This window comes from Pseudomonas fluorescens (assembly GCF_004683905.1).
GTDB lineage: Bacteria > Pseudomonadota > Gammaproteobacteria > Pseudomonadales > Pseudomonadaceae > Aquipseudomonas > Aquipseudomonas putida_A.
Genome location: NZ_CP038438.1, coordinates 4,908,787 through 4,934,577 on the forward strand (window position 1 = coordinate 4,908,787; position 25,791 = coordinate 4,934,577).

Consider the following 25,791-nt stretch of genomic DNA (forward strand, 5'->3'; position numbering starts at 1 on the left):
TGTTGCTGATATACGGAGACCCCCGCTGCTACAGCTCCACCTTGACCCAAGAGACAGGTTGATCGAGCCAATCGGCGAACTCATCGATAAAGCTCTGCTTGAACCCGGCTTCCAGCCAGTTGTTGAAGATGAAGCCGAGGTTGGAAAACGCACATTCCTGCAAGAACAGAAAGCCGTTGATGTCGTCTTCATGCCCGCATTCCGGGCAGGTGAAGTTGTCGGTGCGGCCTGGAAACCAGTCTTCCAGGCTTTCGAACAGCGCTTCGCCAACTTCACGGCGGCACTCGGCGCACCCGGCTTCTTCGAGAAAACCCTTGGCCGGGGTGTAGATGCAGCGCTTGACGATGATCTCCAACCCATTGATCGGCTCACCGAAGGGCAGCGCCTCGGGGTGCAGCACCACCGCACGCGCGCCGTCGGCAATCGCATGGGCCATGCGATTGCCGGTGCGGCCGCAAGTGGTCAGCTGTTCTTCGATGATGTTCTTGCGCACCAGCCAGCGCACGATCGCCCGCGCCCGGGGTTCGTGGACCGGCAGGGTGGAGATTTTCGGGACGATGATGCTTTGCGAATTCATGGAAAGTCCTGCGGTATGGCTTCTGACGCCTTCGCGAGCAAGCCCGCTCCCACAGGGATATGCATTCCAATGTGGGAGCGGGCTTGCCCGCGAAGGGGCCCTAAAGGCCGGCAGCTTAATCCCTGACGAAATCCGGTCAAGTGCTCACGCCATACTAATAATGTAGCGCCCGATCAACGCAATCCCGCTCGCCAGCACCAGCCAGGTCACCAATCGGACAAACGCCTCGCGCGACAAGCGCATCGTCAACCGCCGCCCGATCCACAGGCCCAGCGCCATGGCCGGCAACAGACACAGCGCCAGCATCAACAAGGGTAGCTCGGCATACACCCCGGCGATGGCGAACAGGCTCAAACGTACCACCGTGCTGCAACTGATCAGCGCACTTTGCGTGGCCCGCGCCGCGTCCTTGGGCAGGCGGCTGTTGAGATAGATCGCATATAGAAAGCCGCCACTGCCAAACAGCGCGCCAAACAGCCCGCCTACCGTGCCCATCGGTAGCGCCCATGCGGCAGACAACTGCGTCGGCCGGGTTTTCACCCACAGGCTGTAAACCGCATAAGTGCTGATGAATAACCCCATCAACAGCAGCAACAGGTCGGATTTGAGGTTGAGCAGGAAAATCACCCCCAACGTGCACCCCACCGCCATGCATGGCAGCAGCCGCAACAACTCGGGCTTGGCCACATCCCGGCGCGAGGGCAGCAGATTGCCGAACGCCGCGACGAAATCCAGCAACACCAGCAGCGGCACGATTTTCGACAACGGCATGAACAGAATCAGAATCGGCCCCGCGACCAGTGCGGTACCGAACCCGGCAATCCCGAACACGATATAGGCCAGTGCGATGCCCAGCCCGATCACCGCCCAGCCGCCCGCGCCCCACGTCCACTCGCTCAACAACCCCGCCACGCTCATCGGTCCGCTTCCTTTATAAGCCTGTGATGACTTTAGCCAGCGCCAAGCCTTGCGACTAATATGATCAAAGTCACTCACTCATCTCGAAAAGGCATACTTGGTGCTTTCGACCCGTCAACTGCGCTACTTCGTGGAAATCGCCGAATGTGGCAGCTTCAGTGCAGCGGCTGAACGCCTGTTCATCGCGCAGTCGGCGCTGAGCCGGCAGATCAAGGACATGGAAGCGCGCCTGCAAACCCCGCTGTTCGAACGCACCGCACGCCAGCCCCGGCTCACGGCGGCGGGTGAGGCGTTTCTGCCCCGGGCCAGAAACCTGCTCAATGAGCTGAGCAAAGCCAGCGCGATGGCGACCGAAGTCGGTAACGGACAACTGGGCACGCTGCGTCTGAGTCATTCCAGCACCGTGTCGATCAGCGGGCATTTATTACGTCGGATCAGCACTTATCTGAATCAGCAGCAGGGCGTGTCGCTGGACATCGGCAAGCTGTCCTCCGAGGCGCAGCTTGAGGAACTCGCGGAAGGACGCCTGGACATTGGCCTGTTGCGCCTGCCGGTGCTGCGTCAGCGTGAAGGTATTCAGGTTGTGCCATTGTTCACCGAACGCTTGCTTCTGGCGGTGCCGAACGATCATCGCCTGGCCGATTCAGCCGCTGTCGAATTGGCGCAACTGAAGGACGAGCCGTTTATCTCGATCCCGCATCCGCAGCGTGGCGGGCTCAGCTATTTGTGTGCCGACCTGTGTATGCGTCAGGGCTTTTTTCCCAAAGCGGCGCGGGTGATGTCGCGCAAAACTACGCAGTTGCAGTTGATCCAGGCTGGATTCGGCATCGCCCTGCTGCCCGAATCAATGCAGAACATTGCCCCCGATGGCGTACGATTCTTACCGCTGAGTGATCCCGATTGCCAAAGCACCGTGGCCCTCGCCTATCGCCAGAACCCCACGCCACTGGTTCAACACTTCATCCAGACCTTCACAAATCCCCTGTAGGAGCTGACGAGTGAAACGAGGCTGCGATCTTTTGATCTTGCCCTCCAAAAAAAGATCAAAAGATCGCAGCCTTCGGCAGCTCCTACAGGGATCGTGCAATGACGGCGACAATGCCTTTAAACTGCGCCCCATGATTAAAGATCCCTTTGCAAGACTTGGCCTGGACCGTGAAGTCCTGACCGTCAGCCAGCTCAACGGCCGCGCGCGGGTGTTGCTCGAAGACGTGTTCAGCAACATCTGGGTCGAAGGCGAAATCTCCAACCTCGCCCGCCCCGCGTCCGGTCACGTGTATTTCACCCTCAAGGACAGCGGTGCGCAGGTGCGTTGCGCGCTGTTCCGCAATAATGCGGCGCGGGTGCGTCAGGCGCTGAAGGACGGTCTGGCCGTGAAGGTACGCGGCAAGGTCTCGCTGTTCGAAGGACGTGGCGACTATCAGCTGATTCTCGATACCGTGGAGCCGGCCGGTGACGGCGCGCTGCGCCTGGCCTTCGATGCACTGAAGGAAAAGCTCAGCGCCGAAGGCCTGTTCAGTGCCGAACGCAAAGTGCCGTTGCCGGCGCATCCGCAACGCATCGGCATCATCAGTTCGCCGAGCGGCGCGGTGATTCGCGACATCATCAGCGTGTTCCGCCGGCGGGCGCCGCAGGTGCAACTGACGCTGATCCCGACTGCCGTGCAGGGTCGCGAGGCCACGGCGCAAATCGTCCGCGCGCTAAAACTGGCCGACGCCCGTGGTTTTGACGCGCTGATCCTCGCCCGTGGCGGTGGTTCGCTGGAAGACCTCTGGTGCTTCAACGAAGAAGCCGTGGCCCGCGCTGTCGATGCCTGCGTGACGCCGATTGTCAGCGCCGTCGGGCATGAAACCGACGTGTCGATCAGTGACTTCGTGGCTGACGTGCGCGCCCCAACGCCCTCCGCCGCCGCCGAACTGCTGGCCCCGGATTCGAGCCACCTGATCCGTCAGGTCGAAAGTCTGCACCGGAGTCTGGTGATGCGCATGCGCGACCGGCTGATGCGCGATCGTCTGCGCCTGGAAGGCATGGCCCGCCGTCTGCGCCACCCCGGCGAACGCCTGCGTCAGCAAGCGCAACGCCTGGATGACCTGGACATGCGCATGCGCCGGGCGTTCGAACGCCAACTGAATACCCGCCGCGAGCGCCTGATCCGTCTGGAAACCCGCCTCGCCGGGCAACACCCGGGACGCCAACTGGCGATGCTGCGCCAGCGCCTCGACAGCCTCGCCGAACGCCTGCCGCGAGCCATGCGCGAAGGCCTGAAAAGCCGTCGCCTGCAATTGCACAGCCAGATGCAGACGCTGCATGTGGTCAGTCCGCTGGCAACCCTCGGCCGTGGCTACAGCATCCTGCTGGATGAACGCGGGCACGCCATTCGCAACGCCGCGCAGACCCACACCGGCCAACGCCTGAAGGCCAGACTGGGCGAAGGCGAACTGCAAGTGCGCGTCGAGGACAACCACCTGACGCCTGTCACCCTTTCTTTACTGGACTGATCCATGCCGCGTTTTTTTGCTCCGTTATTGTTGCTGTGCCTGACCTCCTTCAACGCCCACGCCGACAGTTACATCACCCGTTTGCTGAACAAACCGGTGCCGGGCGGGGTGGCGGTGGTTGATCTGGGCAGCGCCACTCAGGCGCCTAAAGCCACCTATCAGGGCAAACCGGTGCTGGTGGTGAAAGAACAGAACAACTGGCTGGCGATTGTCGGTGTGCCGCTGACGGTCAAACCCGGCAGCCAGCAGATCAGCAGCGGTGGGCGCAATCTGCCGTTCACGGTTGGCAACAAGAAATACCCGGAACAGCACATCACCCTGAAGAACACTCAACAGGTCAATCCGAACCCGGCCAACCTCAAGCGCATCGAGGGTGAACTGGCCGAGCAGATCAAGGCCTACCGCAGCTTCAGTCCGAATACCCCGAGCAACCTGCTGCTGGACAAACCGGTCAACGGGCCGCTGTCGAGCAAATTCGGTGTGCGCCGCTTTTTCAATGGCGAAGAGCGCAACCCCCATGCCGGTCTCGACTTTGCGGTGCCGGCCGGCACGCCGATCAAGACTCCGGCGGCGGGCAAGGTGATTCTGACCGGCAACTATTTCTTCAATGGCAACACGGTGTTTGTCGATCACGGCCAGGGCTTTATCAGCATGTTCTGCCACATGTCGAAAATCGACGTGAAGGTCGGCGATCAACTGGCCCGTGGCGCGGTGGTGGGCAAGGTCGGCTCGACCGGCCGGGCGACCGGGCCGCACATGCACTGGAACATCAGCCTGAACGATGCGCGGGTGGATCCGGCGATTTTCATTGGTGCGTTCCAACCGTAATTCCTGATTGAGGCTACCGGCCCCTTCGGGAGCAAGCCCCCTCCCACACTGGATTTGTGTTGTGAACACGATCAACTGTGGGAGCGGGCTTGCTCGCGAACGCGGCCCATCCCACACCGCAAATACTGCTCACACCCCACCAGTTTCAATTGCGCCCCAATCCAACCCCACGCAAACATCAATAAGATCATCCGCCTGAAGCACAATAAAATCGCGCCGATCGCAGCTTTTCGAGTATTCCTCTCAATTTTTTTCGACTGCTTGCCATCCTCTCCCCTCGCGGTTAGGGTTGAAGGCATGAAAACCTCTCACACCCTTATTCAGCTTCGCCAGCACCGTAGTTTGTGCCTCGTCAGCGCACGACTGCCGGGCTGAATCGCTGCGCCTCGTCCCAAGCGTTTTCCCGAACATTCGTTCCACCGGCAGGCCGCCTCTTTTCGGCCCAGACAATAAGGAATTTCCCGATGAGCATGCTCAAAGACCCGTCTTCGAAATACCGCGCGTTCCCCGTCATCAATCTGCCGGATCGCACCTGGCCGTCGAAAACCATCGACGCCGCGCCGATCTGGTGCAGCTCCGACCTGCGTGACGGCAACCAGTCGCTCATCGAGCCGATGGACGCGGTGAAGAAGCTGCGCTTCTGGAAAACCCTCGTTCAGGTGGGTGTGAAGGAAATCGAAGCCTCGTTCCCGGCCGCTTCGCAAACCGACTTCGACTTCGTGCGTACCCTGATCGAAGAAGGCCACATCCCGGACGACACCACCATTCAGGTGCTGACCCAGGGCCGTGAAGACTTGATCGAGCGCACCTTCGAATCCCTGCGCGGGGCGAAGAAAGCCATCGTCCACCTGTACAACGCCACCTCGCCTTCCTTCCGTCGCATCGTCTTCAACCAGGACAAGGACGGCATCAAGGCCATCGCGGTCAACGCCGCCAAGCTGTTCGTCAAGTACGCGGCGATGCAGCCGGACACCGAGTGGACCTTCGAATACTCGCCGGAAACCTTCAGCGCCACCGAGCTGGAGTTTGCCAAGGAAGTCTGTGACGCGGTGATCGAGGTCTGGAACCCGACGCCTGAGCACAAGATGATCCTCAACTTGCCGGCCACCGTCGAATGCGCAACGCCGAACGTCTACGCCGACCAGATCGAATGGTTCGGCCGCAACATCAACCGTCGTGACAGCGTGATCATCAGCCTGCACACCCACAACGACCGTGGCACCGGCGTCGCCGCTACCGAGCTGGGCCTGATGGCAGGTGCGGATCGCGTCGAAGGCTGCCTGTTCGGCAACGGCGAGCGTACCGGTAACGTCGACCTCGTTACTGTCGCACTGAACATGTACACCCAGGGCGTTGACCCTGAGCTGGACTTCTCCGACATCGACGGCGTGCGCAAAGTCGTCGAAGAGTGCAACCAGATCCAGGTGCACCCGCGCCACCCGTACGTCGGCGACCTGGTCCACACCGCATTCTCCGGCTCGCACCAGGACGCGATCCGCAAGGGCTTCGCCCAGCAGAAACCGGACACCCTGTGGGAAGTGCCGTATCTGCCGATCGACCCGGCCGACATCGGTCGCAGCTACGAGGCGGTGATTCGTGTGAACAGCCAGTCGGGCAAGGGCGGTATCGCCTACTTGCTGGAGCAGGAATACGGCATCAGCCTGCCGCGTCGCATGCAGATCGAGTTCAGCCAGGTGGTGCAGCGTGAAACCGATCGCCTCGGCCTGGAAATGACCGCCAAGCAGATTCACTCGCTGTTGATCAGCGAATACCTGCAAGCCAACACCCCGTACGCGCTGGTCAGCCATCGTCTGCAGGAAGAAAACGGCAACAGTGCCGTCGAAGTGGAAGTGGCGAGCAAGGGTCAGGGCGAAACCAACCTGCACTGGCGCGGCAAGGGCAACGGTGCGCTGGAAGCACTGGTGGCCGGTCTGCCGATTCCGGTGGAGATCATGGACTACAACGAACACGCGATCGGCGCGGGCACCAACGCCAAGGCCGCCGCGTACATCGAGCTGCGCGTGAATGGCGAGCGTGCAGTGCACGGCGTGGGTATCGATGAAAACATCACCACCGCCAGCTTCAAGGCGCTGTTCAGTGCGCTGAACCGCTCGTTGAGCCAGCCGGAAGCGAAAGCGGCTTAAGCCTTCGCTGAAATGCCAAAAGGCCCCGGAGTGTGAACTCCCGGGCCTTTTTTTATGCCTGCTGGTTTTGTGTTGTCTGATCGGGCCTCTTCGCGAGCAAGCCCGCTCCCACAGGGTATTGCGTTCTACCTGTGGGAGCGGGCTTGCTCGCGAAAGCGGTCGCGAATATCAAGTGAGTTCGAAGGTATCCGCATCCAGATTGGCCGGAAAGCGCTCGCGATACGCAGCCAATGGCGCGGCCTCCAGCACAACCTTGAACACGCCGTCCGCCTCCCCCGCCGCCAGCAACGTCTCGCCCTGGAAATCCAGCACCTGACTGTCGCCGGTATAGGCAAAGCCCTTGCCGTCGGTGCCGATCCGGTTCACTGCCGCCACGTAGCACAGGTTTTCAATCGCCCGCGCCGGCAACAAGCGGTTCCAGTGCAGACGCCGGGCACCCGGCCAGTTGGCGGTGTACAGCAGCAGATCGGTATCCTGCGCGTCGCGACTCCACACCGGGAAGCGCAGGTCGTAGCAAATCAGCGGCCGGATCCGCCAACCCTTGAGTTCGAACTGCACCTGACGCTCGCCGGGGGTGTAGTGGTTGTGCTCGCCGGCCATGCGGAACAGGTGGCGCTTGTCGTAATGCCAGACTTCGCCGTCCGGGCGTGCCCACAGCAGGCGATTGCGATGGCTGCCGTCCGCCGCCTGAATGATCACGCTGCCGGTGATCACCGCATTCAGTTTCGCGGCCTGCGCCTTCATCCACTTGCTGGTCGGGCCATGCTCGGCTTCGGCGAGGGTTTCCGACTCCATGGAGAAACCGGTGGTGAACATCTCCGGCAGGATGATCAGGTCGGCGCCTCGGGCCTGCTCCAGCAGCACCTCGAAGTGCTCAAGGTTGGCTTGACGGTCATGCCAGGCCAGGCTGGTCTGGATCAGCGCCAGATTGAGATCGGGCAATGCACTCAGATCACGCATAGTTTTGCCGCTGCTTCGCGCAGCGTCTCCTCGCGTTTGGCGAAGCACAGGCGCACCAGGCGCTGGCCTTCGGGTGGATTCTGGTAGAACACCGACACCGGAATGCTCGCCACGCCGTGTTCACGGGTCATCCAGATCGCCATGTCGACGTCGTTCAAGTCAGGACGAATCTGCGAGTAATCGACCAACTGGAAATACGTGCCGGTGACGCGGGTGAAGGTGAAGCGCGACGGCGCCAGCAAATCGCAGAACAGGTCGCGCTTGGCCTGATAGAAACCCGGAAGCTCTTCGACGTGTTCCGGGTGCTCGGCCATGTAATCGGCCAGGGCGTATTGCAGCGGGGTGACACCGCAGAAACTGACGTACTGGTGCACCTTGCGCAGCTCGGCGGTCAGCGCCGGCGGTGCAACCACGTAACCGGTTTTCCAGCCCGTCACGTGGTAGGTCTTGCCGAACGAGCTGACCACAAATGCGCGCTGGTACAGCTCTTCGTGAGCCAACACGCTGACATGCGGCACACCGTCGAACACCAGGTGTTCGTACACCTCGTCGCTGATCAGATAGATGTCGCGACCACGGATCAACTCCGCCAGTTGATCCAGTTCGGCACGGCTGATCAGTGCACCGCTCGGGTTGTGCGGCGTGTTGATGACGATCATTTTCGTGCGCGGGCTGAGGGCCGCGGCGAGCTTGTCGAAATCGATGGAGAAATCGTGCGGGTTCAGTTGCACATGCACGCAGCGGCCGCCCGCCAACTGCGTCGCCGGTTCATAGCTGTCGTAGCACGGGTCGAACACGATGACTTCGTCACCGCTGTGGATAACTGCCTGAATCGCACAGAAGATCGCCTGGGTCGCGCCCGGCGTTACGGTCACTTCGCTGTCGGCATCGACTTTCACGCCATAGCTGCGCGCGATTTTCGCCGCGATTTGCTCGCGCAGCGCCGGCAGGCCGGTCATCGGTGAATACTGGTTATGGCCGCTGGCGATATGCCGACCGACCGCGTCACGCAGGGACTGCGGGCCGTCGAAGTCAGGAAAACCCTGGGACAGGTTGATCGCTCCGGTCTGCGCCGCGAGCTGAGACATCTGCGTGAAAATAGTGATGCCGACATTCGGCAGCTTACTGGTGATCATCGAGGGGTTCCCTGCTCTACACCCGGCTCTGACGACGGCGCGGGAGAGCCCGAGAATAGCCCATTCGAATACGATAAAAAAAGTCGTTCCCTACGATGCGCGGCAATACGAAATCACAAAAAGGCACCTTGAACCTACTCGCGCCGGAGGAAAACGGATGAGTGGTCGCGCAATACGCCCTCCCCTGTAACTTCTGACAGTAGCGGTAAGTTGCAGCAAGCTTTTAACTGGGTCCACGGCACAACCTCGTTATCTCAAGGAATCGCAGTGATGACAAAACGAATGATCATTAAGGCAGGTAATCTGGATACCACGTTTGGCAAAGGCGGCAAGAAAAAACTCAAATTCAATTTCGGGAGTGCCTATCACGCCAATAGTCTTACACTCGCCAGCGAGGGCAGGATCTTTATTGCCGGCGACGTGGAACAGCCATCGGGCGATGACTTGCAGCAAAATTTCGCCATAACGTGCCTCAACCAGAAAGGTGAGCCTTACTTGCCTTTCAATAACGGTTATATGGCCGACCGCTTCAACCCCGATGACGCTCGACTGGCCTCTGCCTGTCAACGAATCTTCATAACCGGGTCGAAGGTAGTTCTAGCAGGTGTCTTTACTAATGACCGGCCAACGGATGTCCCCGCTTTTGCCAGACTGAACATGAACGGCCGTTACGACGAGCCATTCGGCAGGGGAGGAAGATATGTCTACAAGTTACCCTGTGACCCGAGCAGTTCAGTGGGCGCCTCACCCACCAGCATAGACAGGCAATCAACCGGTCATTTTGTCTTCGCCTTTGAGCATGTCTGGCATGACCTCGTCACACCGCATGCACTTAACTCGACCGCAGTACTGGCCAGAATCTCCCAAGACGCAAAGCTGGACAATAACTTTGCCCGGGGCAACGGACATCTCACGATCAAACCAGCACCTGGACACAACTTTCGCAAGAAGGGCCTGATCATCCAGAACGATGACCGTATTCTGGTATTTGGAGAACTTTCGGGAGAGAGCAGTGATGCGGTCATCTACCGATTCACGGCTGACGGCGAGATTGATCCGTCATTCGGAAGAGAGGGCGAACTGCGAAAGCCCGACTGGAACATCACCAGCATCGTCGCACTTCCCGGCGATCGTTTGTTGTGCGCTGGGTCACGGGGCGATCAAGCGCTGCTCGCTCGCCTGGAGGCTGACGGCAGTGACGACACCTTTAGAAGCGAGGTGAAGATTCACGATCGTTGCGCGTGGCTGAAGGCTTTGCAACAACCCGACAACACGACGCTGGTTGTGGGTTACGCCGAGAAAAACCTGAACGTTGTCCCGTTATTGGCGCGTTTTCTGGACAATGCTGAATTGGACCCGAACTTTGGCGAAGGCCAGGGCTGGGTAAGTGACGGCATGGGAAACATGCTTGAGCGTGCCATCGATCTCGCGGTGGACGACATTGGCCGAATTCTGGTGCTGGGAAAATCGCAAGGCCTGTCTCCGTATGCGGACTTCTTCCTGCTGCGCTACCAGGGTAGTAACGCCAAAGAGCGCTCAATGACAACCATCAGCCCATAAAAAAGGCGCCGCAAGCGGCGCCTTTCGGGTGAAGACCTGAATCACTTCTTGTCGCGGCGCTTCTTGCTGGCTTTCTTGTTGTGCGACATCAAGCGACGCTTCTTGTTGACCTGGCGGTCGGTCAGCGTGTTCTTGTTGCCTTCGTACGGGTTCTCGCCACCTTTGAACTCGATGCGGATCGGCGTACCGACCAGCTTCAGCACACGGCGGTAAGTGTTCTCCAGATAGCGCACATACGACTTCGGCACTTTCTCGATCTGGTTACCGTGGATCACGATGATCGGCGGGTTCGCACCACCCAGGTGAGCGTAACGCAGCTTGATCCGGCGGCTGTTGACCATCGGCGGCTGGTGCTCGCTGACCGCGTCTTCGAGAATCTGCGTCAGGCGGCTGGTCGGCCAGCGGGTCACTGCGGACTTGAACGAGTTCTGCACCGAGGCGTAGAGGTTGCCCACGCCAGTGCCGTGCAATGCCGAAATAAAGTGAATATCGGCGAAGTCGACGAAGAACAGCCGACGTTGCAGCTCGACCTTCACAAAGTCGCGCTCGCTCGGGGTCATGCCGTCCCATTTGTTGATTGCGATCACCAGCGCACGGCCGGCTTCGAGGGCAAAGCCCAGCAGGTTGAGGTCGTGATCGACCACACCTTCGCGGGCGTCCATCACGAAGATCACCACGTTGGCGTCTTTGATCGCCTGCAGGGTTTTGACCACGGAGAATTTTTCGACTTCTTCGTGGATCTTGCCGCGCTTGCGCACACCGGCGGTGTCGATCAGCGTGTACTTCTCGTCGTTACGCTCGAACGGAATGTAGATACTGTCGCGGGTGGTGCCGGGCTGGTCGTAGACGATGACGCGGTCTTCACCGAGCATGCGGTTGACCAAGGTCGACTTGCCGACGTTCGGACGGCCGATGATGGCGATCTTGATCCCGTCTTTTTCGCTCGGGCCAGGAATGCGCTTGGCTTCCTCACCCTCGGCGACGATCTCTTCTTCTTCGCCTTCCGCCGGTTCGTCATCATCACGCGGGAAATCGCTCAGTGCCGCTTCCAGCAGTTGAGTGATACCACGGCCGTGAGCACCGGCGATCGGGATCGCGTGGCCCATGCCCAGCGGGGCGAATTCAGCGCGGGCCATTTCCGGGTCGATGTTGTCGACCTTGTTGGCAACCACGTGGGAACGCTTGTTACGCTTGCGCAAGTGTTCGGCGATCATCTGGTCGGCGGCGGTGAAACCGGCCTTGGCATCTACCAGGAACAGCACAACATCCGCTTCTTCAATGGCCAGCAGCGACTGCTCGGCCATTTTTTCGTCCATACCGTGTTCGTCACCGGAGATACCACCGGTGTCGATCAGAATGTAGGAACGCCCTTGCCACTTGGCCTCACCGTACTGGCGATCACGGGTCAGACCGGACAAGTCGCCGACGATGGCGTCGCGAGTCCTGGTCAGGCGGTTGAACAAGGTGGATTTGCCGACGTTCGGTCGGCCCACCAGGGCGATTACGGGAACCATGCGGCTCTCCACTTCGTTATTTCAGAAAATACAAAAGCCGCTGCGAGGCAGCGGCTGGTGCTCGGGGCAACACTGTGGGAGCGGGCTTGCTCGCGAAAGACCGTAGCAGCACCGCGTTTAATCAGGCTGTACGCGTCTTCGTTGACGCCCTTCGCGAGCAAGCCCGCTCCCACAAATGAAGCTGCCTGGGGCGTTAACCCCAAGCATAGTTGTTACTTGATGGTCAGGGCTTCCAGTTTGCCGCTGTTGCCATACACATAGATCGTGTTGCCCACCACCAGCGGACGGGCACGCAGGCCGTCACTGTCGATACGCTCACGACCCACAAAACGACCGTCCACCTGGCTCAACAGGTGCAGGTAACCTTCCAGGTCACCGACGGCTACGTAGCTGGAGAACACTTCCGGAGCCGACAGTTGGCGGCGAGCCAGCGAGTCGTTGCTCCACAGTGCAGTGGTCGAACGCTCGTCAACGCCTTCAACGGTGCCCGAAGACAGGCTCACGTAGACGTTGCCGAAACCCTGGGCGACACCGGCATAGCTCGACGCATCGCGCTGCCAGAGTTGACGGCCGCTTTGCAGATCGAGTGCCGCGACGCGGCCCTGATAGCTGGCAACGTACAGCGTTTCGCCGGACAGCAGCAGACCGCCGTCGATGTCGACCACGCGCTCCAGTTCCGAACGACCGGTTGGAATCGCAACGCGCTGCTCCCAGACCGGCACACCGTTGGAAATGTCCAGGGCGACCACTTTACCGGTCGACAGGCCAGCCACCGCGAGGCGGTTGGTCACGACGGGGGCGCTGGTGCCGCGCAGGGTCAGTACCGCAGGGGTGCTGTCGTAGGTCCAGCGACGGTCGCCGGTAGCAGCGTCCAGACCGATCAGACGATCGTCCTGAGTCTGTACCACGACAACGTCACCGTTGTTGGCCGGTGGCGCGAGGACTTCGCTGGATACCCGGGCGCGCCACTTCTCTTCGCCGTTGATGGCGTCGAGGGCAACGATTTCACCCTTCAGGGTACCGATCGTGACCAGGCCGTAACCTACGCCAACGGCGCCGGAGACAGGCAGTTCAAGATCCTTTTTCCACTTCACGTCGCCATTGCTGCGATCCATGGCCATCAACACGCCGGTCACGTCGGCGGCGTAGATGGTGTCACCATCGATCGCCGGCACCAGCATGTTGTAGGTTTCGCCCTGACCGTCACCGATCGAACGGCTCCACTGCTTTTGCAGCACCACTTCTTCTTTGAAGTCGGTCAGCTCGGCCGGTGGCAGTTCTTTTTTGCTGTTGCTGCTGCAACCCGCGGCCAGAATGGCCAGAGCCAGCAATGCTGCATGCTTCCAACGGATCACGTCACGCATCCCCTTTGGCCAGGTCGTCAAGCTTGATTTGAAGGCCACCGACTGCCGCTTCATCCGACAGTGCCGCCTTGGCTTTTTGATACGCGGTGTTCGCCTCGTCGGTACGACCCAGCTGAACCAGCAGATCACCCTTGAGTTCTTCGCGAGTGGCCAGGAACGCCTTGTCGGCATCGCCGTCGAGCAGCTTCAGGGCTTCATCGGCCTTGTTCTGCGCACCCAGTACCTGCGCCAGACGCTGACGGGCGATTTCGCCCAGCGCCGGGTTGGCCGGTTTGGCAACGATGGCTTTGAGTTCAGTCGCAGCGTCGTCCAGCTTGCCGCTGTCGACCGCTACTTTGGCCACGAACAGGCTGCCGTACTGCGCGTACGCGGTGCCGCCGAATTCGCTGTTGAGCTTGCCGGCCAGATCCGCAACGCGGGCAGCGTCAGGCTTGCCGTCCGGGGTCAGCGTGGTTTCCAGCAGTTGCTGATAGAGCACCGAGGCGCCTTGCGACTGGTTGCTCTGATACTTGTGAAAAGCCTGCCAGCCGAACACGATGACCAGCGCCAACAGGCCGCCAGTGACCAGAGGTTTGCCGTTGCGTGTCCACCAGTCCTTCAAATCCGCCAACTGTTCGTCTTCGGTACTCGACACCCCAATACTCCTTAATCGCTAAATCGGCTGTTTAGACAGCTTCAACCCTGCACGACGCAGGTGGCCAGGTGAGCGGCAAGCGCATCCCAGGCAATGCTTTGTTGTTCGCCCTGGCCACGCAGGGGTTTGAAACCTACCACTTGCTGGGCCATTTCGTCGTCACCCAGGATCAGTGCGTACAGCGCACCGCTCTTGTCGGCTTTCTTGAACTGGCTTTTGAAGCTGCCGGCGCCGGCATTGACTTGCAGACGCAGGTTTGGAAGCTGGTCACGCACACGCTCGGCCAGGGCCAGACCGGCCAGTTCGGCCTCCTCGCCAAAGGCGCAGAGGTAAACGTCGACCTGACGGGAGATTTCTTCCGGGATCTGCTCCAGGGTTTCGAGCATCAACACCAGACGCTCGATGCCCATGGCGAAACCCACGCCTGTAGTCGGCTTGCCGCCCATCTGCTCGACCAGACCGTCGTAACGACCGCCCGCGCAGACCGTGCCCTGAGCGCCGAGCTTGTCGGTGACCCATTCGAATACGGTTTTGCTGTAGTAATCGAGGCCGCGCACCAGTTTCGGGTTGAGCACATACGGGATGCCAACCGCGTCCAGACGCGCCTTCAGACCTTCGAAGTGCGCACGGGATTCGTCGTCCAGGTAGTCGGCCATCTTCGGCGCATCGACCAGTACCGCCTGAGTGTCGGCATTTTTGGTGTCGAGCACGCGCAGCGGGTTGGTTTTCAGGCGACGCTGGCTGTCTTCGTCGAGCTTGTCGTGGTGCGCCGAGAGGTACTCGACCAGCGCTTCACGATAGCGACCACGGGATTCGCTGGTGCCCAGGCTGTTGAGTTCGAGCTTGACCGCATCACGGATGCCCAGCTCGCCCCACAGGCGCCAGGTCATGATGATCAGCTCGGCATCGATGTCCGGACCGTCGAGGTTGAACACCTCCAGACCGATCTGGTGGAACTGGCGATAACGGCCTTTCTGCGGACGCTCGTGGCGGAACATCGGGCCGATGTACCAGAGTTTCTGCACCTGACCACCGCCGGTGATGCCGTGTTCGAGCACCGCACGCACGCACGCCGCTGTGCCTTCCGGACGCAGGGTCAGGGAATCGCCGTTGCGATCTTCGAAGGTGTACATCTCTTTTTCGACGATGTCGGTCACTTCACCAATCGAGCGTTTGAACAGCTCGGTGAATTCGACGATCGGCATGCGGATCTGCTTGTAACCGTAGTTATCCAGCAGACGCGCGACAGTGCCCTCGAAATAACGCCACAGCGGGGTCTGTTCGGGCAGGATGTCATTCATGCCACGGATGGCTTGCAGAGACTTGCTCACTTTAAATCCTTAAATTCATTCGGCTTTCAGTCAGGCTCAGCCGCGCGCGATGACCGCTGCGTCAGCTTCGACCTTCTCGGCCGCTTTCTCGCGGATCAGCTTTTCCAGCTCGTCCACCAGATTGTCATTCGTCAGTTTCTGCGACGGCTTGCCGTCGATGTAAATCAGGTTTGGCGTGCCGCCGGTCAAGCCGATATGGGCTTCCTTGGCTTCGCCGGGGCCGTTGACCACGCAACCGATCACCGCGACATCCAGCGGCACCAGCAGGTCTTCAAGGCGCCCTTCCAGCTCGTTCATGGTCTTGACCACATCGAAGTTCTGCCGCGAGCAGCTCGGGCAGGCGATGAAGTTGATGCCACGGGAACGCAGATGCAAAGACTTGAGAATGTCGTAACCGACCTTCACTTCCTCGACCGGATCGGCCGCCAGCGAGATGCGGATAGTATCGCCAATCCCCTCGGCGAGCAGCATACCTAGGCCCACGGCGGATTTCACTGTGCCCGAACGCAAACCACCGGCTTCGGTGATGCCCAGGTGCAGCGGCTGGACGATTTCTTTCGCCAGCAGACGGTAGGCTTCAACGGCCATGAACACGTCGGAGGCTTTCACGCTGACCTTGAAGTCCTGGAAATTCAGGCGCTCGAGGTGCTCGACGTGACGCAGCGCGGACTCGACCAGTGCAGCCGGGGTCGGTTCGCCGTATTTCTTCTGCAGGTCTTTTTCCAGCGAGCCGGCGTTGACGCCGATACGAATCGGAATCCCGCGGTCACGGGCGGCATCGACCACGGCACGCACCCGGTCTTCACGACCGATGTTGCCCGGGTTGATGCGCAGGCAGTCCACACCCAGTTCGGCGACGCGCAGAGCGATCTTGTAGTCGAAGTGGATGTCGGCAACCAGCGGCACCTTGACCAGTTGCTTGATCCTGCCGAACGCCTCGGCGGCGTCCATGTCCGGTACCGAAACGCGGACGATGTCGACGCCGGCCGCTTCCAGACGATTGATCTGGGCGACGGTGGCAGCCACATCATTGGTGTCGCTGTTGGTCATGCTCTGCACAGCGATGGGCGCATCGCCGCCAACAGGTACGTTACCGACCCAGATCTTGCGCGAAACGCGACGTTTGATTGGAGATTCGCCGTGCATGACTTATTGACCCAACTTCAGGCGAGCAGTCTCGCCACTGGTGAACGGAGCGATATCGACCGGTTGGCCGTTGTAGCTGACCTGTGCGGCGCGAGCCACACCCAGACGCACCGCCAGTGGCGGCTTGCCGGAAACCGAAACGCTGTCGCCTTTATGTTTCAGACCGCTGAACAGCACTTTGCCGCGACCATCGGTTACCTGTGCCCAGCAATCGGCGGTGAACTGCAGTTGCACCTGGCCGTCGCCAGCCGCTGGGACAGCTGCTTCTGCGGTCGGCGCAGAGGTAGCCGCTACCACTGGTGCGGTGACCGTCGGCGCTGGTGTGGCCGGGGCATTCGGTGCTGAAGTCGCCGGAGCAGTCACAACCGGAGCCGGTGTATGAACCGGTGCGGCTGGCGTGGTTGCAGCCGGGGCGGCTGGTGCGGTTGCTGGAGCAACCGGCTCGGCACCGGTCGATTCAGCGGTGGTTTCCGATTGCGGCAGGGCCAGCGCGGTTGCGCCTTCGGCCTGACCTTCGGCAACGGCCTGGTCTTCCGGCTCGTCGATCGGGTGAATCTGTGTGGTGCCGTCGGCGCCTTCGACTTCAACGTGCTCCGGGGCCAGGCTGGTCACGTCCTTGCTGCGCTGCGAGGTCTGATCCTGCCACCAGACGAAACCGCCGCCGATGACCGCGACCAGCAACAGCAGGCTGACAATACGCAAAATAGTGTGTGAAACCCGCACCGGCTCTTCGATACGACCCAGCGCATGCACGTTGCTGCCCTGTGAGTCGGTGCCGGTGGACTGGTCGAATTGCTGAACCAGAACAGTCTGATCCATCCCGAGCAATTTGGCATAAGCGCGAATGTAACCGCGAGCGAAGGTATGCCCCGGCAGCTTGTCGAAAGCGCCAGCTTCAAGATTGCTCAGGGAAGTCACGGTGAGGTTGAGCTTGAGGGCCACTTCGGCCAGCGACCAGCCATTGCTTTCGCGGGCCTGGCGCAAAGTCTCACCGGGATTAACGCGAGTCGCTGCTACAACTTCGGGATGCGCCGCTTTCATCATTGCTCCGACAGGTATTGCTGATATTCCGGCGTACCGGGATAGAGTCGTTTTAATTGCAGGCCATAACTGGCGGCCTTGTCGCGATCTTCAAACACTTTTGCCAGCCGAACGCCGAGCAATAGACTACGTGCATTTTGCTCGGTTAGCAGGCTGAAACGGTCGTAATAGTCACGCGCGGGCACATAATGCCTGTCTTCGAAGGACAACTCAGCCATTTCCAGCAAAGCGCGCGGTTGTTGACGGTTCAGCCGCAGGGCTTTTTCCAGTTGCTGCTGTGCCAGATCCCGCTGACCGAGTTTCGAGGCGGTCATGCCGAGATTCTCGAAGACTCGCGAACGCTCAGGATACAGGGTATCGGCGGCTGCTTGCTCAAAACGCTCGTAGGCTTCCTTGTAACGCTGTTCTTCGTAGAGAAAACTGCCGTAGTTATTGAGGATTCGTGCATCGGTGGGACGCGAGGACAGGGCTTTGCGGAAATGTTCGTCGGCCAGCTTCGGCTCCATTTCGGCCTGGAACACCAGGCCGAGGGCAGCGTTGGCATCAGGATCGGAGCCGTCCAGCTCCAGCGCCTTCTTCAGCGGCACCTTGGCGCGCTCGGTCATCCCTTGCTGCAAGTATCCCAATCCCAGCTGCACGTAGGCGGCACGCGCTTCGTCGCGGCCCTTGCTGGTCTTCATCGGGTTGTAGTCACCCGACAGGACACAACCAGCACACAGGCTGGCCATCAGCAACAGCAGCGCAAAGCGCAGGGACATAGAGATCCTCTCTTAGTTAGTGTTCGCGGCGTTCTGTGCCAGATCGCTGTCGGCGCTCAACTCACGCACGGCGATGTAACGTTCACTGCGACGGGTGCGATCCAGCACCTGCCCTACCAATTGACCACACGCAGCGTCGATGTCTTCACCACGGGTGGTGCGGACAGTGACGTTAAAGCCGGCCTGATGCAACTGATCCTGGAACCGACGAATGGCGTTGTTGCTCGGCCGCTCGTAACCGGAATGCGGGAACGGGTTGAACGGAATCAGGTTGATCTTGCATGGAATGTCTTTGAGCAGCTCGATCATTTCCACGGCGTGCTCAAGCTTGTCGTTGACGTCCTTGAGCAAGGTGTACTCGATGGTCAGCACGCGTTTCTCGCCCAGGGCGGACATGTAGCGCTGGCACGACTCGAGCAGCATCTTAAGCGGATATTTCTTGTTGATCGGCACCAATTGGTTACGCAATGCGTCATTCGGTGCGTGCAGGGACAACGCCAGGGAGACGTCGATGTGCTTGGCCAGCTCATCGATCATCGGCACCACGCCCGAAGTGGACAGGGTCACGCGGCGCTTGGAGATCCCGTAGCCCAGGTCATCCATCATCAGATGCATGGCGGCCACGACGTTGTCGAAGTTCAGCAGCGGTTCGCCCATGCCCATCATCACCACGTTGGTGATGGCGCGGTCGATGGTGGCGGGAACACTGCCGAAGGATTTGTTGGCAATCCACACCTGACCGATGACTTCGGCGGCGGTGAGGTTGCTGTTGAAGCCTTGCTTGCCGGTGGAGCAGAAACTGCAGTCCAGGGCACAGCCTGCCTGGGACGAAACGCACAGCGTGCCGCGTTTGCCCTGAGGAATGTAGACGGTCTCGACACAGCTGCCGGACGCCACGCGCACCACCCACTTGCGGGTGCCGTCGCTGGAAATGTCCTCGCTGACCACTTCGGGACCACGGACCTCAGCAATAGCCTTGAGCTTGTCGCGCAAGGCCTTGCTGACGTTCGTCATGGCGTCGAAATCATCGACGCCAAAGTGGTGAATCCATTTCATTACCTGACCGGCACGGAAACGCTTCTCCCCGATTGAGTCGAAGAATTTTTCCATTTCCGGCTGGGTCAGACCCAGCAGGTTTGTTTTAACAGTCGATGTAGTCATGGATTCACCTTCACTCTTTAAGCAATGCTTAGCGAGTGGTTACTTCAGTAGCTGCGAAGAAGTACGAGATTTCGCGAGCAGCAGCGGCTTCGGAGTCCGAACCGTGAACGGCGTTGGCGTCGATCGACTCAGCGAAGTCAGCACGGATGGTGCCGGCAGCAGCTTCTTTAGGGTTGGTAGCGCCCATCAGCTCACGGTTCAGAGCGATAGCGTTTTCGCCTTCCAGAACCTGAACAACAACAGGACCGGAGATCATGAAAGCAACCAGGTCGCCGAAGAAACCGCGCTCTTTGTGCTCAGCGTAGAAGCCTTCAGCTTCGGCTTTGGACAGCTGCTTCAGTTTCGAAGCTACAACGCGCAGGCCTGCTTTTTCGAAACGAGTGGTGATCTCGCCGATGACGTTTTTTGCAACAGCGTCAGGCTTGATGATGGAGAAAGTACGTTGAACAGCCATGGTGTAACTCCAGAAACGGTAATTTGCGAAAAATTAAACCCGCGAATTATACGCGGGTTCTTGGGTATTGCCTAACCTGCGAGGACGATCAGTCGACTTCTTCGATCCAGAGTGCCTGAACCGCTTCCAACACCTTCTCGCCGACACGGCCAGAGGTGTTGTCGAAGTCAGGCAATTCCATGATCCATCGCTGCAGGTCGACGAAATTGACAGAAAGCGGATCTACATCCGGCTTGGCTTCGGCCAATTCTTCTGCAATGCGTTGAACATCATTCCAACCGTAGCTCATGACAGTCTTACCAGTCAGTGCGGCGCTTCGGCCGCATGGTTAAGCGAATATTTCGGAATCTCGACGGTGATGTCTTCTTCGCCGACGATAGCCTGACAGGCCAGGCGCGATTGCGCTTCCAGACCCCAGGCGCGATCGAGGAAGTCTTCTTCCAGCTCGTCCGCCTCTTCCAGCGAGTCGAAACCCTCGCGGATGATGCAGTGGCAAGTGGTGCAGGCGCAGACGCCGCCGCAGGCGCTTTCCATCTCGATGTGGTGTTCGTGAGCCAGCTCGAGAATCGAAGTGCCGGGCTCGGCCTCGACGACCATGCCTTCAGGGCAGAACTTCTCGTGGGGCAGAAAAATGACCTGCGGCATCAGATATCCTCGATTTCATTCAGATTGCGCCCCGACAGAGCGGCTTTCACCGTCAGATCCATGCGGCGGGCAGCAAAAGCATCGGTCACTTGCGACAGACGCTTGGTCTGCTGCTCGATGGCGTAACCATCGGTGCCTTTCATCAGTTCGGCCAGTTCTTGCATCTGCAGCTCGATTACCATGCGCTCCTCGGAGTCGAGCAAACGCTCGCCATCGGCTTCCAGAGCACCCTGCACCGCTTCGATCAGGCGTTGGGCATCGACTTGCTGCTCGCGCAGGACGCGGGCGACCTTGTCGTCATTGGCGTGCTGGAACGAGTCCTTGAGCATCTTGGCGATTTCACCGTCGGTCAGACCGTAGGACGGTTTGACCTGAATGCTCGCCTCGACGCCCGAACCCAGTTCGCGGGCAGACACGCTGAGCAGGCCGTCGGCATCGACCTGGAAGGTCACGCGAATCTTCGCCGCACCGGCCACCATCGCTGGAATGCCGCGCAGTTCGAAGCGCGCCAGGGAGCGGCAGTCGCTGATCAGCTCGCGCTCACCCTGCAGCACATGGATCGCCATGGCCGACTGGCCGTCTTTATAAGTAGTGAAGTCCTGCGCACGGGCGACCGGGATGGTGGTGTTGCGCGGAATCACCTTCTCCATCAGCCCGCCCATGGTTTCCAGCCCAAGGGACAGTGGAATCACGTCGAGCAGCAGCAGTTCGCCGCCATCACGCTTGTTGCCAGCCAGCGTATCCGCCTGGATCGCGGCCCCGATGGCCACCACTTGATCCGGGTCGATTTCGGTCAGTGGCTGACGACCAAAGGCTTCGGCAACCGCCTCGCGAACACGCGGCACACGAGTCGAACCACCGACCATGACCACGGCATGCACGTCTTCCAACTCAATACCGGAATCACGCACAGCGCGGCGGCAGGCTTTCAGGCTGCGAGCAACCATCGGCTCGATCAGCGCATCGAAGGCTTCGCGGGTCAGCTGCGCTTTCCAGTCACCGTAGGCGACTTCAACGCTGGCCGCATCGGTCAGGGCTTCTTTGGCCGCACAGGCGGTTTGCAGCAGATTGCGTTGTGCGCCCGGGTCGAGATCGGCAGACAGGCCGGCGCTCTCGATAATCCAGCCGGCAATCGCGTGATCGAAGTCATCGCCGCCCAGCGCGCTGTCGCCGCCAGTGGCGAGCACTTCGAAAACACCGCCGGTCAGACGCAGAATCGAAATATCGAAGGTTCCGCCGCCCAGGTCATAGATTGCGACCAGACCTTCGGCGTGTTGATCCAGGCCATACGCCACGGCGGCAGCGGTCGGCTCGTTGAGCAGACGCAGCACATTCAGACCGGCGAGTTTCGCCGCATCCTTGGTGGCTTGGCGCTGCGCATCGTCGAAATACGCCGGAACGGTGATCACCGCACCGACCAGTTCGCCACCCAGGGTCGCTTCAGCACGCTGACGCAGCACCTTGAGGATATCGGCGGAGACTTCGACCGGGCTTTTCGGGCCTTGTACGGTGTCGATGAACGGCATGTGCGATTCGCCGCCGACAAAGCGGTATGGCAGTTGCTCGCCTAATTGCTTGACGTCGGACAGACCACGCCCCATCAGGCGCTTGACCGACAGCACAGTGTTCAAGGGATCGGAGGACGCGGCCAGTTTGGCCGATTCGCCAACCTCGACGCGGTCGGCGTGATAACGCACGGCGGACGGCAGGATGACCTGCCCGTCAGCGTCGGCCAGTGGCTCGGAAAGACCACTGCGCAACGCAGCGACCAGCGAATTGGTAGTGCCCAAGTCGATTCCCACAGCCAGACGACGCTGGTGCGGTTGAGGACTTTGGCCGGGTTCGGCGATCTGCAGTAGGGCCATCGTGATCAGGACTTATCTGTATATCAGGCGTGCGACCGGAGCGGCACTGGGTTAATCGTCGAGGCGCTCTTCTAACTGGCGCACTTCGTAGGTGAGCTTGTCGAGGAACTGCATGCGCCGCATCAGGCGTTCGGCCTGTTCGCGTTGCGCCGCATCATCCCAACAGGCTGCGAAGCTTTCGTTCAACTGTTCCTGAGCCACCTTCAGGCGACGCTTGAATACCGCGACACCGTCGAGATCGGCGCTGTCCTGGAGGTCTTCGAGCTCTTCGCGCCATTGCATCTGCTGCAAGAGAAACTCGGGGTCATGGACCGTGACTTCCATCGGCACTTCATGCCCGCTGATGGTCAGCAGGTAGCGTGCACGCTGGGCAGGACTCTTGAGCGTCTGATACGCGTCGTTAAGCCGCGCAGACTGCTCGAGCGCTGAGCGCTGCTCGCGCTCGGAAGCGTCGGCAAAGCGGTCAGGATGAACACCGCGCGCCAACTCACGGTAGCGCGTGGCCAACTGCTCGAGATCCAGGCGAAAGCTCGGTTGCAGCTCGAATAAAGCGAAATGACAAGGAATACCCACGACAAGCCTCAGATGTTGAAGCTTTCGCCGCAGCCACATTCACCGCGTACGTTGGGGTTGTTGAACTTGAAGCCTTCGTTCAACCCTTCCTTGACGAAATCGAGCTCGGTGCCGTCCAGGTAAGCCAGGCTTTTCGGGTCGATGATCACTTTCTCGCCGTGACTTTCGAACACCTGATCCTCGGCAACCACCTCGTCGACAAACTCCAGCACGTAGGCAAGGCCGGAACAGCCCGTGGTGCGAACACCCAGACGAATCCCTTCACCTTTGCCGCGCCCGTCGAGGGAGCGTCGCACGTGTCGAGCAGCCGCTTCTGTCATGCTGATAGCCATCGTTGACTCCTTACTCGTCGCGCAATGCTTAGATCAAGCCTTTCTTCTGCTTGTAGTCGCGAACAGCCGCTTTGATAGCGTCTTCAGCGAGTACCGAGCAGTGGATTTTCACTGGCGGCAGAGCCAGTTCTTCGGCCAACTGAGTGTTCTTGATGGTCTCGGCTTCGTCCAGCGTCTTGCCCTTCATCCACTCGGTGGCCAGGGAGCTGGAAGCGATTGCCGAACCGCAGCCATAGGTCTTGAACTTGGCGTCTTCGATAACGCCCTGATCGTTGACCTTGATCTGCAGACGCATCACGTCGCCGCACGCCGGAGCGCCGACCATGCCGGTGCCGACATCCGGGTCTTCCGCGTTCATCTTGCCGACGTTGCGCGGGTTTTCGTAGTGGTCGATGACCTTTTCGCTGTAAGCCATGGTGCTTAATCCTCACTCATCAGAGAGTCGCTCTTTAAGCCCTGCAACCTGGGGTCGCAGGGCCGGTTCGCGGCGACTTGAAATCAGTGTGCCGCCCACTCGATTTTCGAAATGTCGACACCGTCTTTGTACATGTCCCACAGCGGCGACAGAGCGCGCAGCTTGGTAACGGCCTCGCAGACTTTCTGCGCGGCGTAGTCGATTTCTTCTTCGGTGGTGAAACGGCCGAAGGTGAAACGGATCGAGCTGTGTGCCAGTTCGTCGTTGCGGCCGAGGGCGCGCAGAACGTACGAAGGCTCCAGGGACGCCGAGGTGCAGGCCGAACCGGACGATACCGCCAGATCCTTGAGCGCCATGATCAGCGACTCGCCTTCAACGTAGTTGAAGCTCAGGTTCAGGTTGTGCGGAACGCGGGCGGTCAGGCTGCCGTTGACGTACAGCTCTTCCAGATGCTCGACCTGCTTGTAGAAGCGGTCGCTCAGGGCTTTGATGCGCACGTTTTCGGCAGCCATGTCTTCCTTGGCTACACGGAACGCTTCGCCCATGCCGACGATCTGGTGGGTCGCCAAGGTGCCGGAACGCATGCCACGTTCGTGACCGCCACCGTGCATGGTCGCTTCGATGCGCACACGCGGCTTGCGGCTGACGTACAGCGCGCCGATGCCTTTAGGGCCGTAGGTTTTGTGGGCGGAGAACGACATCATGTCGACTTTCAGCTTCTGCAGGTCAATGTCGACCTTGCCAGTGGACTGAGCCGCGTCAACATGCAGCAGAACGCCCTTGGAGCGGGTCAGTTCGCCGATGGCAGCGATGTCGTTGATGGTGCCGATTTCGTTGTTCACGTGCATCACCGACACCAGAATGGTGTCTTCGCGCAGTGCCGCTTCGATCATCGCAGGGGTGATCAGACCGTCTTCAGTCGGCTCGAGGTAGGTCACTTCGAAACCTTCACGCTCCAGTTGGCGCATGGTGTCGAGAACGGCCTTGTGTTCGATCTTGCTGGTGATCAGGTGCTTGCCTTTGGAGCCATAGAAATGCGCCGCACCCTTGATCGCCAGGTTGTCGGATTCGGTGGCACCGGATGTCCAGACGATTTCACGCGGGTCAGCGTTGACCAGATCGGCCACCTGACGACGGGCGTTTTCGACGGACTCTTCAGCTTTCCAGCCGAACACGTGGGAACGGGACGCCGGGTTACCGAAGTTTCCGTCGACCAGCAGGCATTCACTCATCTTTTGCGCAACGCGCGGATCGACCGGGGTGGTCGCAGAGTAATCAAGGTAAATCGGCAATTTCATGGACTATCTCCTAAATCAGGCTGGCTGGCGTGCCGCTAGCTCTTTGGCTGTCATTCGACGGCGGACGCTTCAATCTTGTCCAGGCGCGGCGCCTTGCCATTGCAACGACGCTGATCCTGACGCTGGGCCACTTCCTGCACCTCACGGCGAGTTACGAGGTCGGCCAAGCTGATACCGCTGAGAAATTCGTGAATCTGCAGGCTCAGGTCGCACCACAGGTGATGAGTCAGGCAGGTGTCGCCGGAATGGCAGTCGCCCTGGCCCTGGCACTTTGTAGCATCGACCGATTCGTTGACCGCATCGATCACCTGAGCCACCTGGATGCCCTGCATGTCGCGCGACAGCTGGTAACCACCGCCTGGACCGCGAACACTGGAAACCAGGTTACTGCGGCGCAGCTTGGCGAAAAGCTGTTCGAGATAGGACAGGGAGATGCCTTGGCGCTCGGAGATATCGGCCAGGGACACCGGCCCGTGCTGCGCGTGCAACGCCAGGTCAAGCATGGCGGTCACGGCGTATCGGCCTTTTGTAGTCAGTCGCATGGACAATTACCACGGAGTTCGGAATGGGCGGGAGTATGCAATTCCCGAGCATTTAAGTCAACTATAAGACCTAGTGCTTTAGTCGGGTTTACCCGCA

Annotated in this window: 26 protein-coding genes; 5 read left to right on the forward strand and 21 right to left on the reverse strand. The window is 60.0% G+C overall.

All coding sequences use genetic code 11. The features are described 5' to 3' along the window. Nucleotides 1-28: 28 nt before the first annotated feature. A complete protein-coding gene (locus E4T63_RS22520) occupies nucleotides 29-577 on the reverse strand; it encodes a hypothetical protein (protein WP_027612124.1) in 549 nt (182 codons plus the stop codon). A gap of 144 nt (nucleotides 578-721) precedes the next feature. Continuing rightward, the gene (locus tag E4T63_RS22530; protein ID WP_135296500.1) at nucleotides 722-1,495 is read right to left on the reverse strand and encodes a sulfite exporter TauE/SafE family protein; all 774 of its coding nucleotides are present in this window, start codon (nucleotides 1,493-1,495) and stop codon (nucleotides 722-724) included. 100 nt (nucleotides 1,496-1,595) lie between these two features. On the opposite strand from E4T63_RS22530, the gene E4T63_RS22535 reads away from it, so the two are divergent. From E4T63_RS22535 to leuA, 4 genes are all read left to right on the forward strand, one after another. Then, nucleotides 1,596-2,483 (forward strand): LysR family transcriptional regulator, encoded by an 888-nt coding sequence (locus E4T63_RS22535; protein ID WP_135296501.1) that lies wholly within the window; start codon nucleotides 1,596-1,598, stop codon nucleotides 2,481-2,483. A gap of 130 nt (nucleotides 2,484-2,613) precedes the next feature. Beyond that, nucleotides 2,614-3,993: an exodeoxyribonuclease VII large subunit gene (xseA, locus tag E4T63_RS22540; RefSeq protein WP_135296502.1), complete on the forward strand. Its 1,380-nt coding sequence runs from the start codon at nucleotides 2,614-2,616 to the stop codon at nucleotides 3,991-3,993. Nucleotides 3,994-3,996: 3 nt separating this feature from the next. Continuing rightward, nucleotides 3,997-4,821 (forward strand): peptidoglycan DD-metalloendopeptidase family protein, encoded by an 825-nt coding sequence (locus tag E4T63_RS22545; protein WP_135296503.1) that lies wholly within the window; start codon nucleotides 3,997-3,999, stop codon nucleotides 4,819-4,821. Between the two features lie 464 nt (nucleotides 4,822-5,285). Next, on the forward strand, nucleotides 5,286-6,965 hold the full coding sequence (leuA, locus tag E4T63_RS22560) for a 2-isopropylmalate synthase (RefSeq protein WP_027612129.1): 1,680 nt from the start codon (nucleotides 5,286-5,288) through the stop codon (nucleotides 6,963-6,965). 168 nt (nucleotides 6,966-7,133) lie between these two features. On the opposite strand, the gene E4T63_RS22565 is transcribed toward leuA, so the two are convergent. Together E4T63_RS22565 and E4T63_RS22570 are read right to left on the reverse strand one after the other, a co-directional pair. Continuing rightward, nucleotides 7,134-7,925, reverse strand: a complete 792-nt coding sequence (locus E4T63_RS22565) for an amidohydrolase (RefSeq protein ID WP_098965474.1) — start codon at nucleotides 7,923-7,925, stop codon at nucleotides 7,134-7,136. Further along, complete coding sequence (locus E4T63_RS22570; RefSeq protein ID WP_027612131.1) at nucleotides 7,913-9,061, reverse strand: pyridoxal phosphate-dependent aminotransferase; 1,149 nt, start codon at nucleotides 9,059-9,061, stop codon at nucleotides 7,913-7,915. The genes E4T63_RS22565 and E4T63_RS22570 overlap by 13 nt, the downstream gene beginning before the upstream one ends. Nucleotides 9,062-9,331: 270 nt before the next feature. Here E4T63_RS22570 and E4T63_RS22575 point away from each other — a divergent pair, with 270 nt between their 5' ends. Continuing rightward, entirely contained in the window at nucleotides 9,332-10,621 is a 1,290-nt protein-coding gene (locus E4T63_RS22575; protein ID WP_098965476.1) for a hypothetical protein, read from the forward strand. 41 nt (nucleotides 10,622-10,662) lie between these two features. Here E4T63_RS22575 and der read toward each other — a convergent pair whose 3' ends face one another. From der to iscR, 17 genes are all read right to left on the reverse strand, one after another. Next, entirely contained in the window at nucleotides 10,663-12,135 is a 1,473-nt protein-coding gene (gene der / locus E4T63_RS22580; protein WP_027612132.1) for a ribosome biogenesis GTPase Der, read from the reverse strand. Between the two features lie 212 nt (nucleotides 12,136-12,347). After that, complete coding sequence (gene bamB / locus E4T63_RS22585) at nucleotides 12,348-13,499, reverse strand: outer membrane protein assembly factor BamB (RefSeq protein ID WP_027612133.1); 1,152 nt, start codon at nucleotides 13,497-13,499, stop codon at nucleotides 12,348-12,350. Beyond that, nucleotides 13,492-14,133 carry a tetratricopeptide repeat protein gene (locus E4T63_RS22590; RefSeq protein ID WP_007964436.1) on the reverse strand — a complete coding sequence of 214 codons (642 nt, stop codon included), beginning with the start codon at nucleotides 14,131-14,133 and terminating at the stop codon, nucleotides 13,492-13,494. The genes bamB and E4T63_RS22590 overlap by 8 nt, the downstream gene beginning before the upstream one ends. 41 nt (nucleotides 14,134-14,174) lie before the next feature. Continuing rightward, nucleotides 14,175-15,464 carry a histidine--tRNA ligase gene (gene hisS / locus E4T63_RS22595; RefSeq protein WP_027612134.1) on the reverse strand — a complete coding sequence of 430 codons (1,290 nt, stop codon included), beginning with the start codon at nucleotides 15,462-15,464 and terminating at the stop codon, nucleotides 14,175-14,177. 36 nt (nucleotides 15,465-15,500) lie between these two features. Then, a complete protein-coding gene (gene ispG / locus E4T63_RS22600) occupies nucleotides 15,501-16,610 on the reverse strand; it encodes a flavodoxin-dependent (E)-4-hydroxy-3-methylbut-2-enyl-diphosphate synthase (protein ID WP_007964434.1) in 1,110 nt (369 codons plus the stop codon). Nucleotides 16,611-16,613: 3 nt separating this feature from the next. After that, nucleotides 16,614-17,651, reverse strand: a complete 1,038-nt coding sequence (locus E4T63_RS22605; RefSeq protein ID WP_098965479.1) for a RodZ domain-containing protein — start codon at nucleotides 17,649-17,651, stop codon at nucleotides 16,614-16,616. Further along, complete coding sequence (gene pilW, locus E4T63_RS22610) at nucleotides 17,651-18,409, reverse strand: type IV pilus biogenesis/stability protein PilW (RefSeq protein WP_007964430.1); 759 nt, start codon at nucleotides 18,407-18,409, stop codon at nucleotides 17,651-17,653. Before pilW ends, E4T63_RS22605 begins: the two co-directional genes overlap by 1 nt. Nucleotides 18,410-18,421: 12 nt before the next feature. Further along, the gene (gene rlmN / locus E4T63_RS22615) at nucleotides 18,422-19,570 is read right to left on the reverse strand and encodes a 23S rRNA (adenine(2503)-C(2))-methyltransferase RlmN (RefSeq protein ID WP_003227893.1); all 1,149 of its coding nucleotides are present in this window, start codon (nucleotides 19,568-19,570) and stop codon (nucleotides 18,422-18,424) included. Between the two features lie 28 nt (nucleotides 19,571-19,598). Continuing rightward, the gene (gene ndk, locus E4T63_RS22620) at nucleotides 19,599-20,024 is read right to left on the reverse strand and encodes a nucleoside-diphosphate kinase (protein WP_007964426.1); all 426 of its coding nucleotides are present in this window, start codon (nucleotides 20,022-20,024) and stop codon (nucleotides 19,599-19,601) included. Nucleotides 20,025-20,112: 88 nt separating this feature from the next. Continuing rightward, a complete protein-coding gene (gene iscX, locus E4T63_RS22625; RefSeq protein ID WP_027619659.1) occupies nucleotides 20,113-20,313 on the reverse strand; it encodes a Fe-S cluster assembly protein IscX in 201 nt (66 codons plus the stop codon). A gap of 14 nt (nucleotides 20,314-20,327) precedes the next feature. Beyond that, a complete protein-coding gene (gene fdx, locus E4T63_RS22630; protein WP_007964424.1) occupies nucleotides 20,328-20,669 on the reverse strand; it encodes an ISC system 2Fe-2S type ferredoxin in 342 nt (113 codons plus the stop codon). Next, nucleotides 20,669-22,534, reverse strand: a complete 1,866-nt coding sequence (hscA, locus tag E4T63_RS22635; RefSeq protein ID WP_103367341.1) for a Fe-S protein assembly chaperone HscA — start codon at nucleotides 22,532-22,534, stop codon at nucleotides 20,669-20,671. The genes fdx and hscA overlap by 1 nt, the downstream gene beginning before the upstream one ends. 51 nt (nucleotides 22,535-22,585) lie before the next feature. Further along, on the reverse strand, nucleotides 22,586-23,107 hold the full coding sequence (gene hscB, locus E4T63_RS22640) for a co-chaperone HscB (RefSeq protein ID WP_003227901.1): 522 nt from the start codon (nucleotides 23,105-23,107) through the stop codon (nucleotides 22,586-22,588). An 8-nt stretch (nucleotides 23,108-23,115) separates the two neighbouring features. Further along, complete coding sequence (iscA, locus tag E4T63_RS22645) at nucleotides 23,116-23,439, reverse strand: iron-sulfur cluster assembly protein IscA (protein WP_003227904.1); 324 nt, start codon at nucleotides 23,437-23,439, stop codon at nucleotides 23,116-23,118. Between the two features lie 28 nt (nucleotides 23,440-23,467). Further along, nucleotides 23,468-23,854 (reverse strand): Fe-S cluster assembly scaffold IscU, encoded by a 387-nt coding sequence (gene iscU / locus E4T63_RS22650; RefSeq protein WP_003227907.1) that lies wholly within the window; start codon nucleotides 23,852-23,854, stop codon nucleotides 23,468-23,470. Between the two features lie 83 nt (nucleotides 23,855-23,937). Beyond that, on the reverse strand, nucleotides 23,938-25,152 hold the full coding sequence (locus E4T63_RS22655; RefSeq protein WP_007964423.1) for an IscS subfamily cysteine desulfurase: 1,215 nt from the start codon (nucleotides 25,150-25,152) through the stop codon (nucleotides 23,938-23,940). Nucleotides 25,153-25,202: 50 nt separating this feature from the next. After that, on the reverse strand, nucleotides 25,203-25,694 hold the full coding sequence (gene iscR / locus E4T63_RS22660; protein WP_007956690.1) for a Fe-S cluster assembly transcriptional regulator IscR: 492 nt from the start codon (nucleotides 25,692-25,694) through the stop codon (nucleotides 25,203-25,205). Nucleotides 25,695-25,791 lie beyond the last annotated feature (97 nt).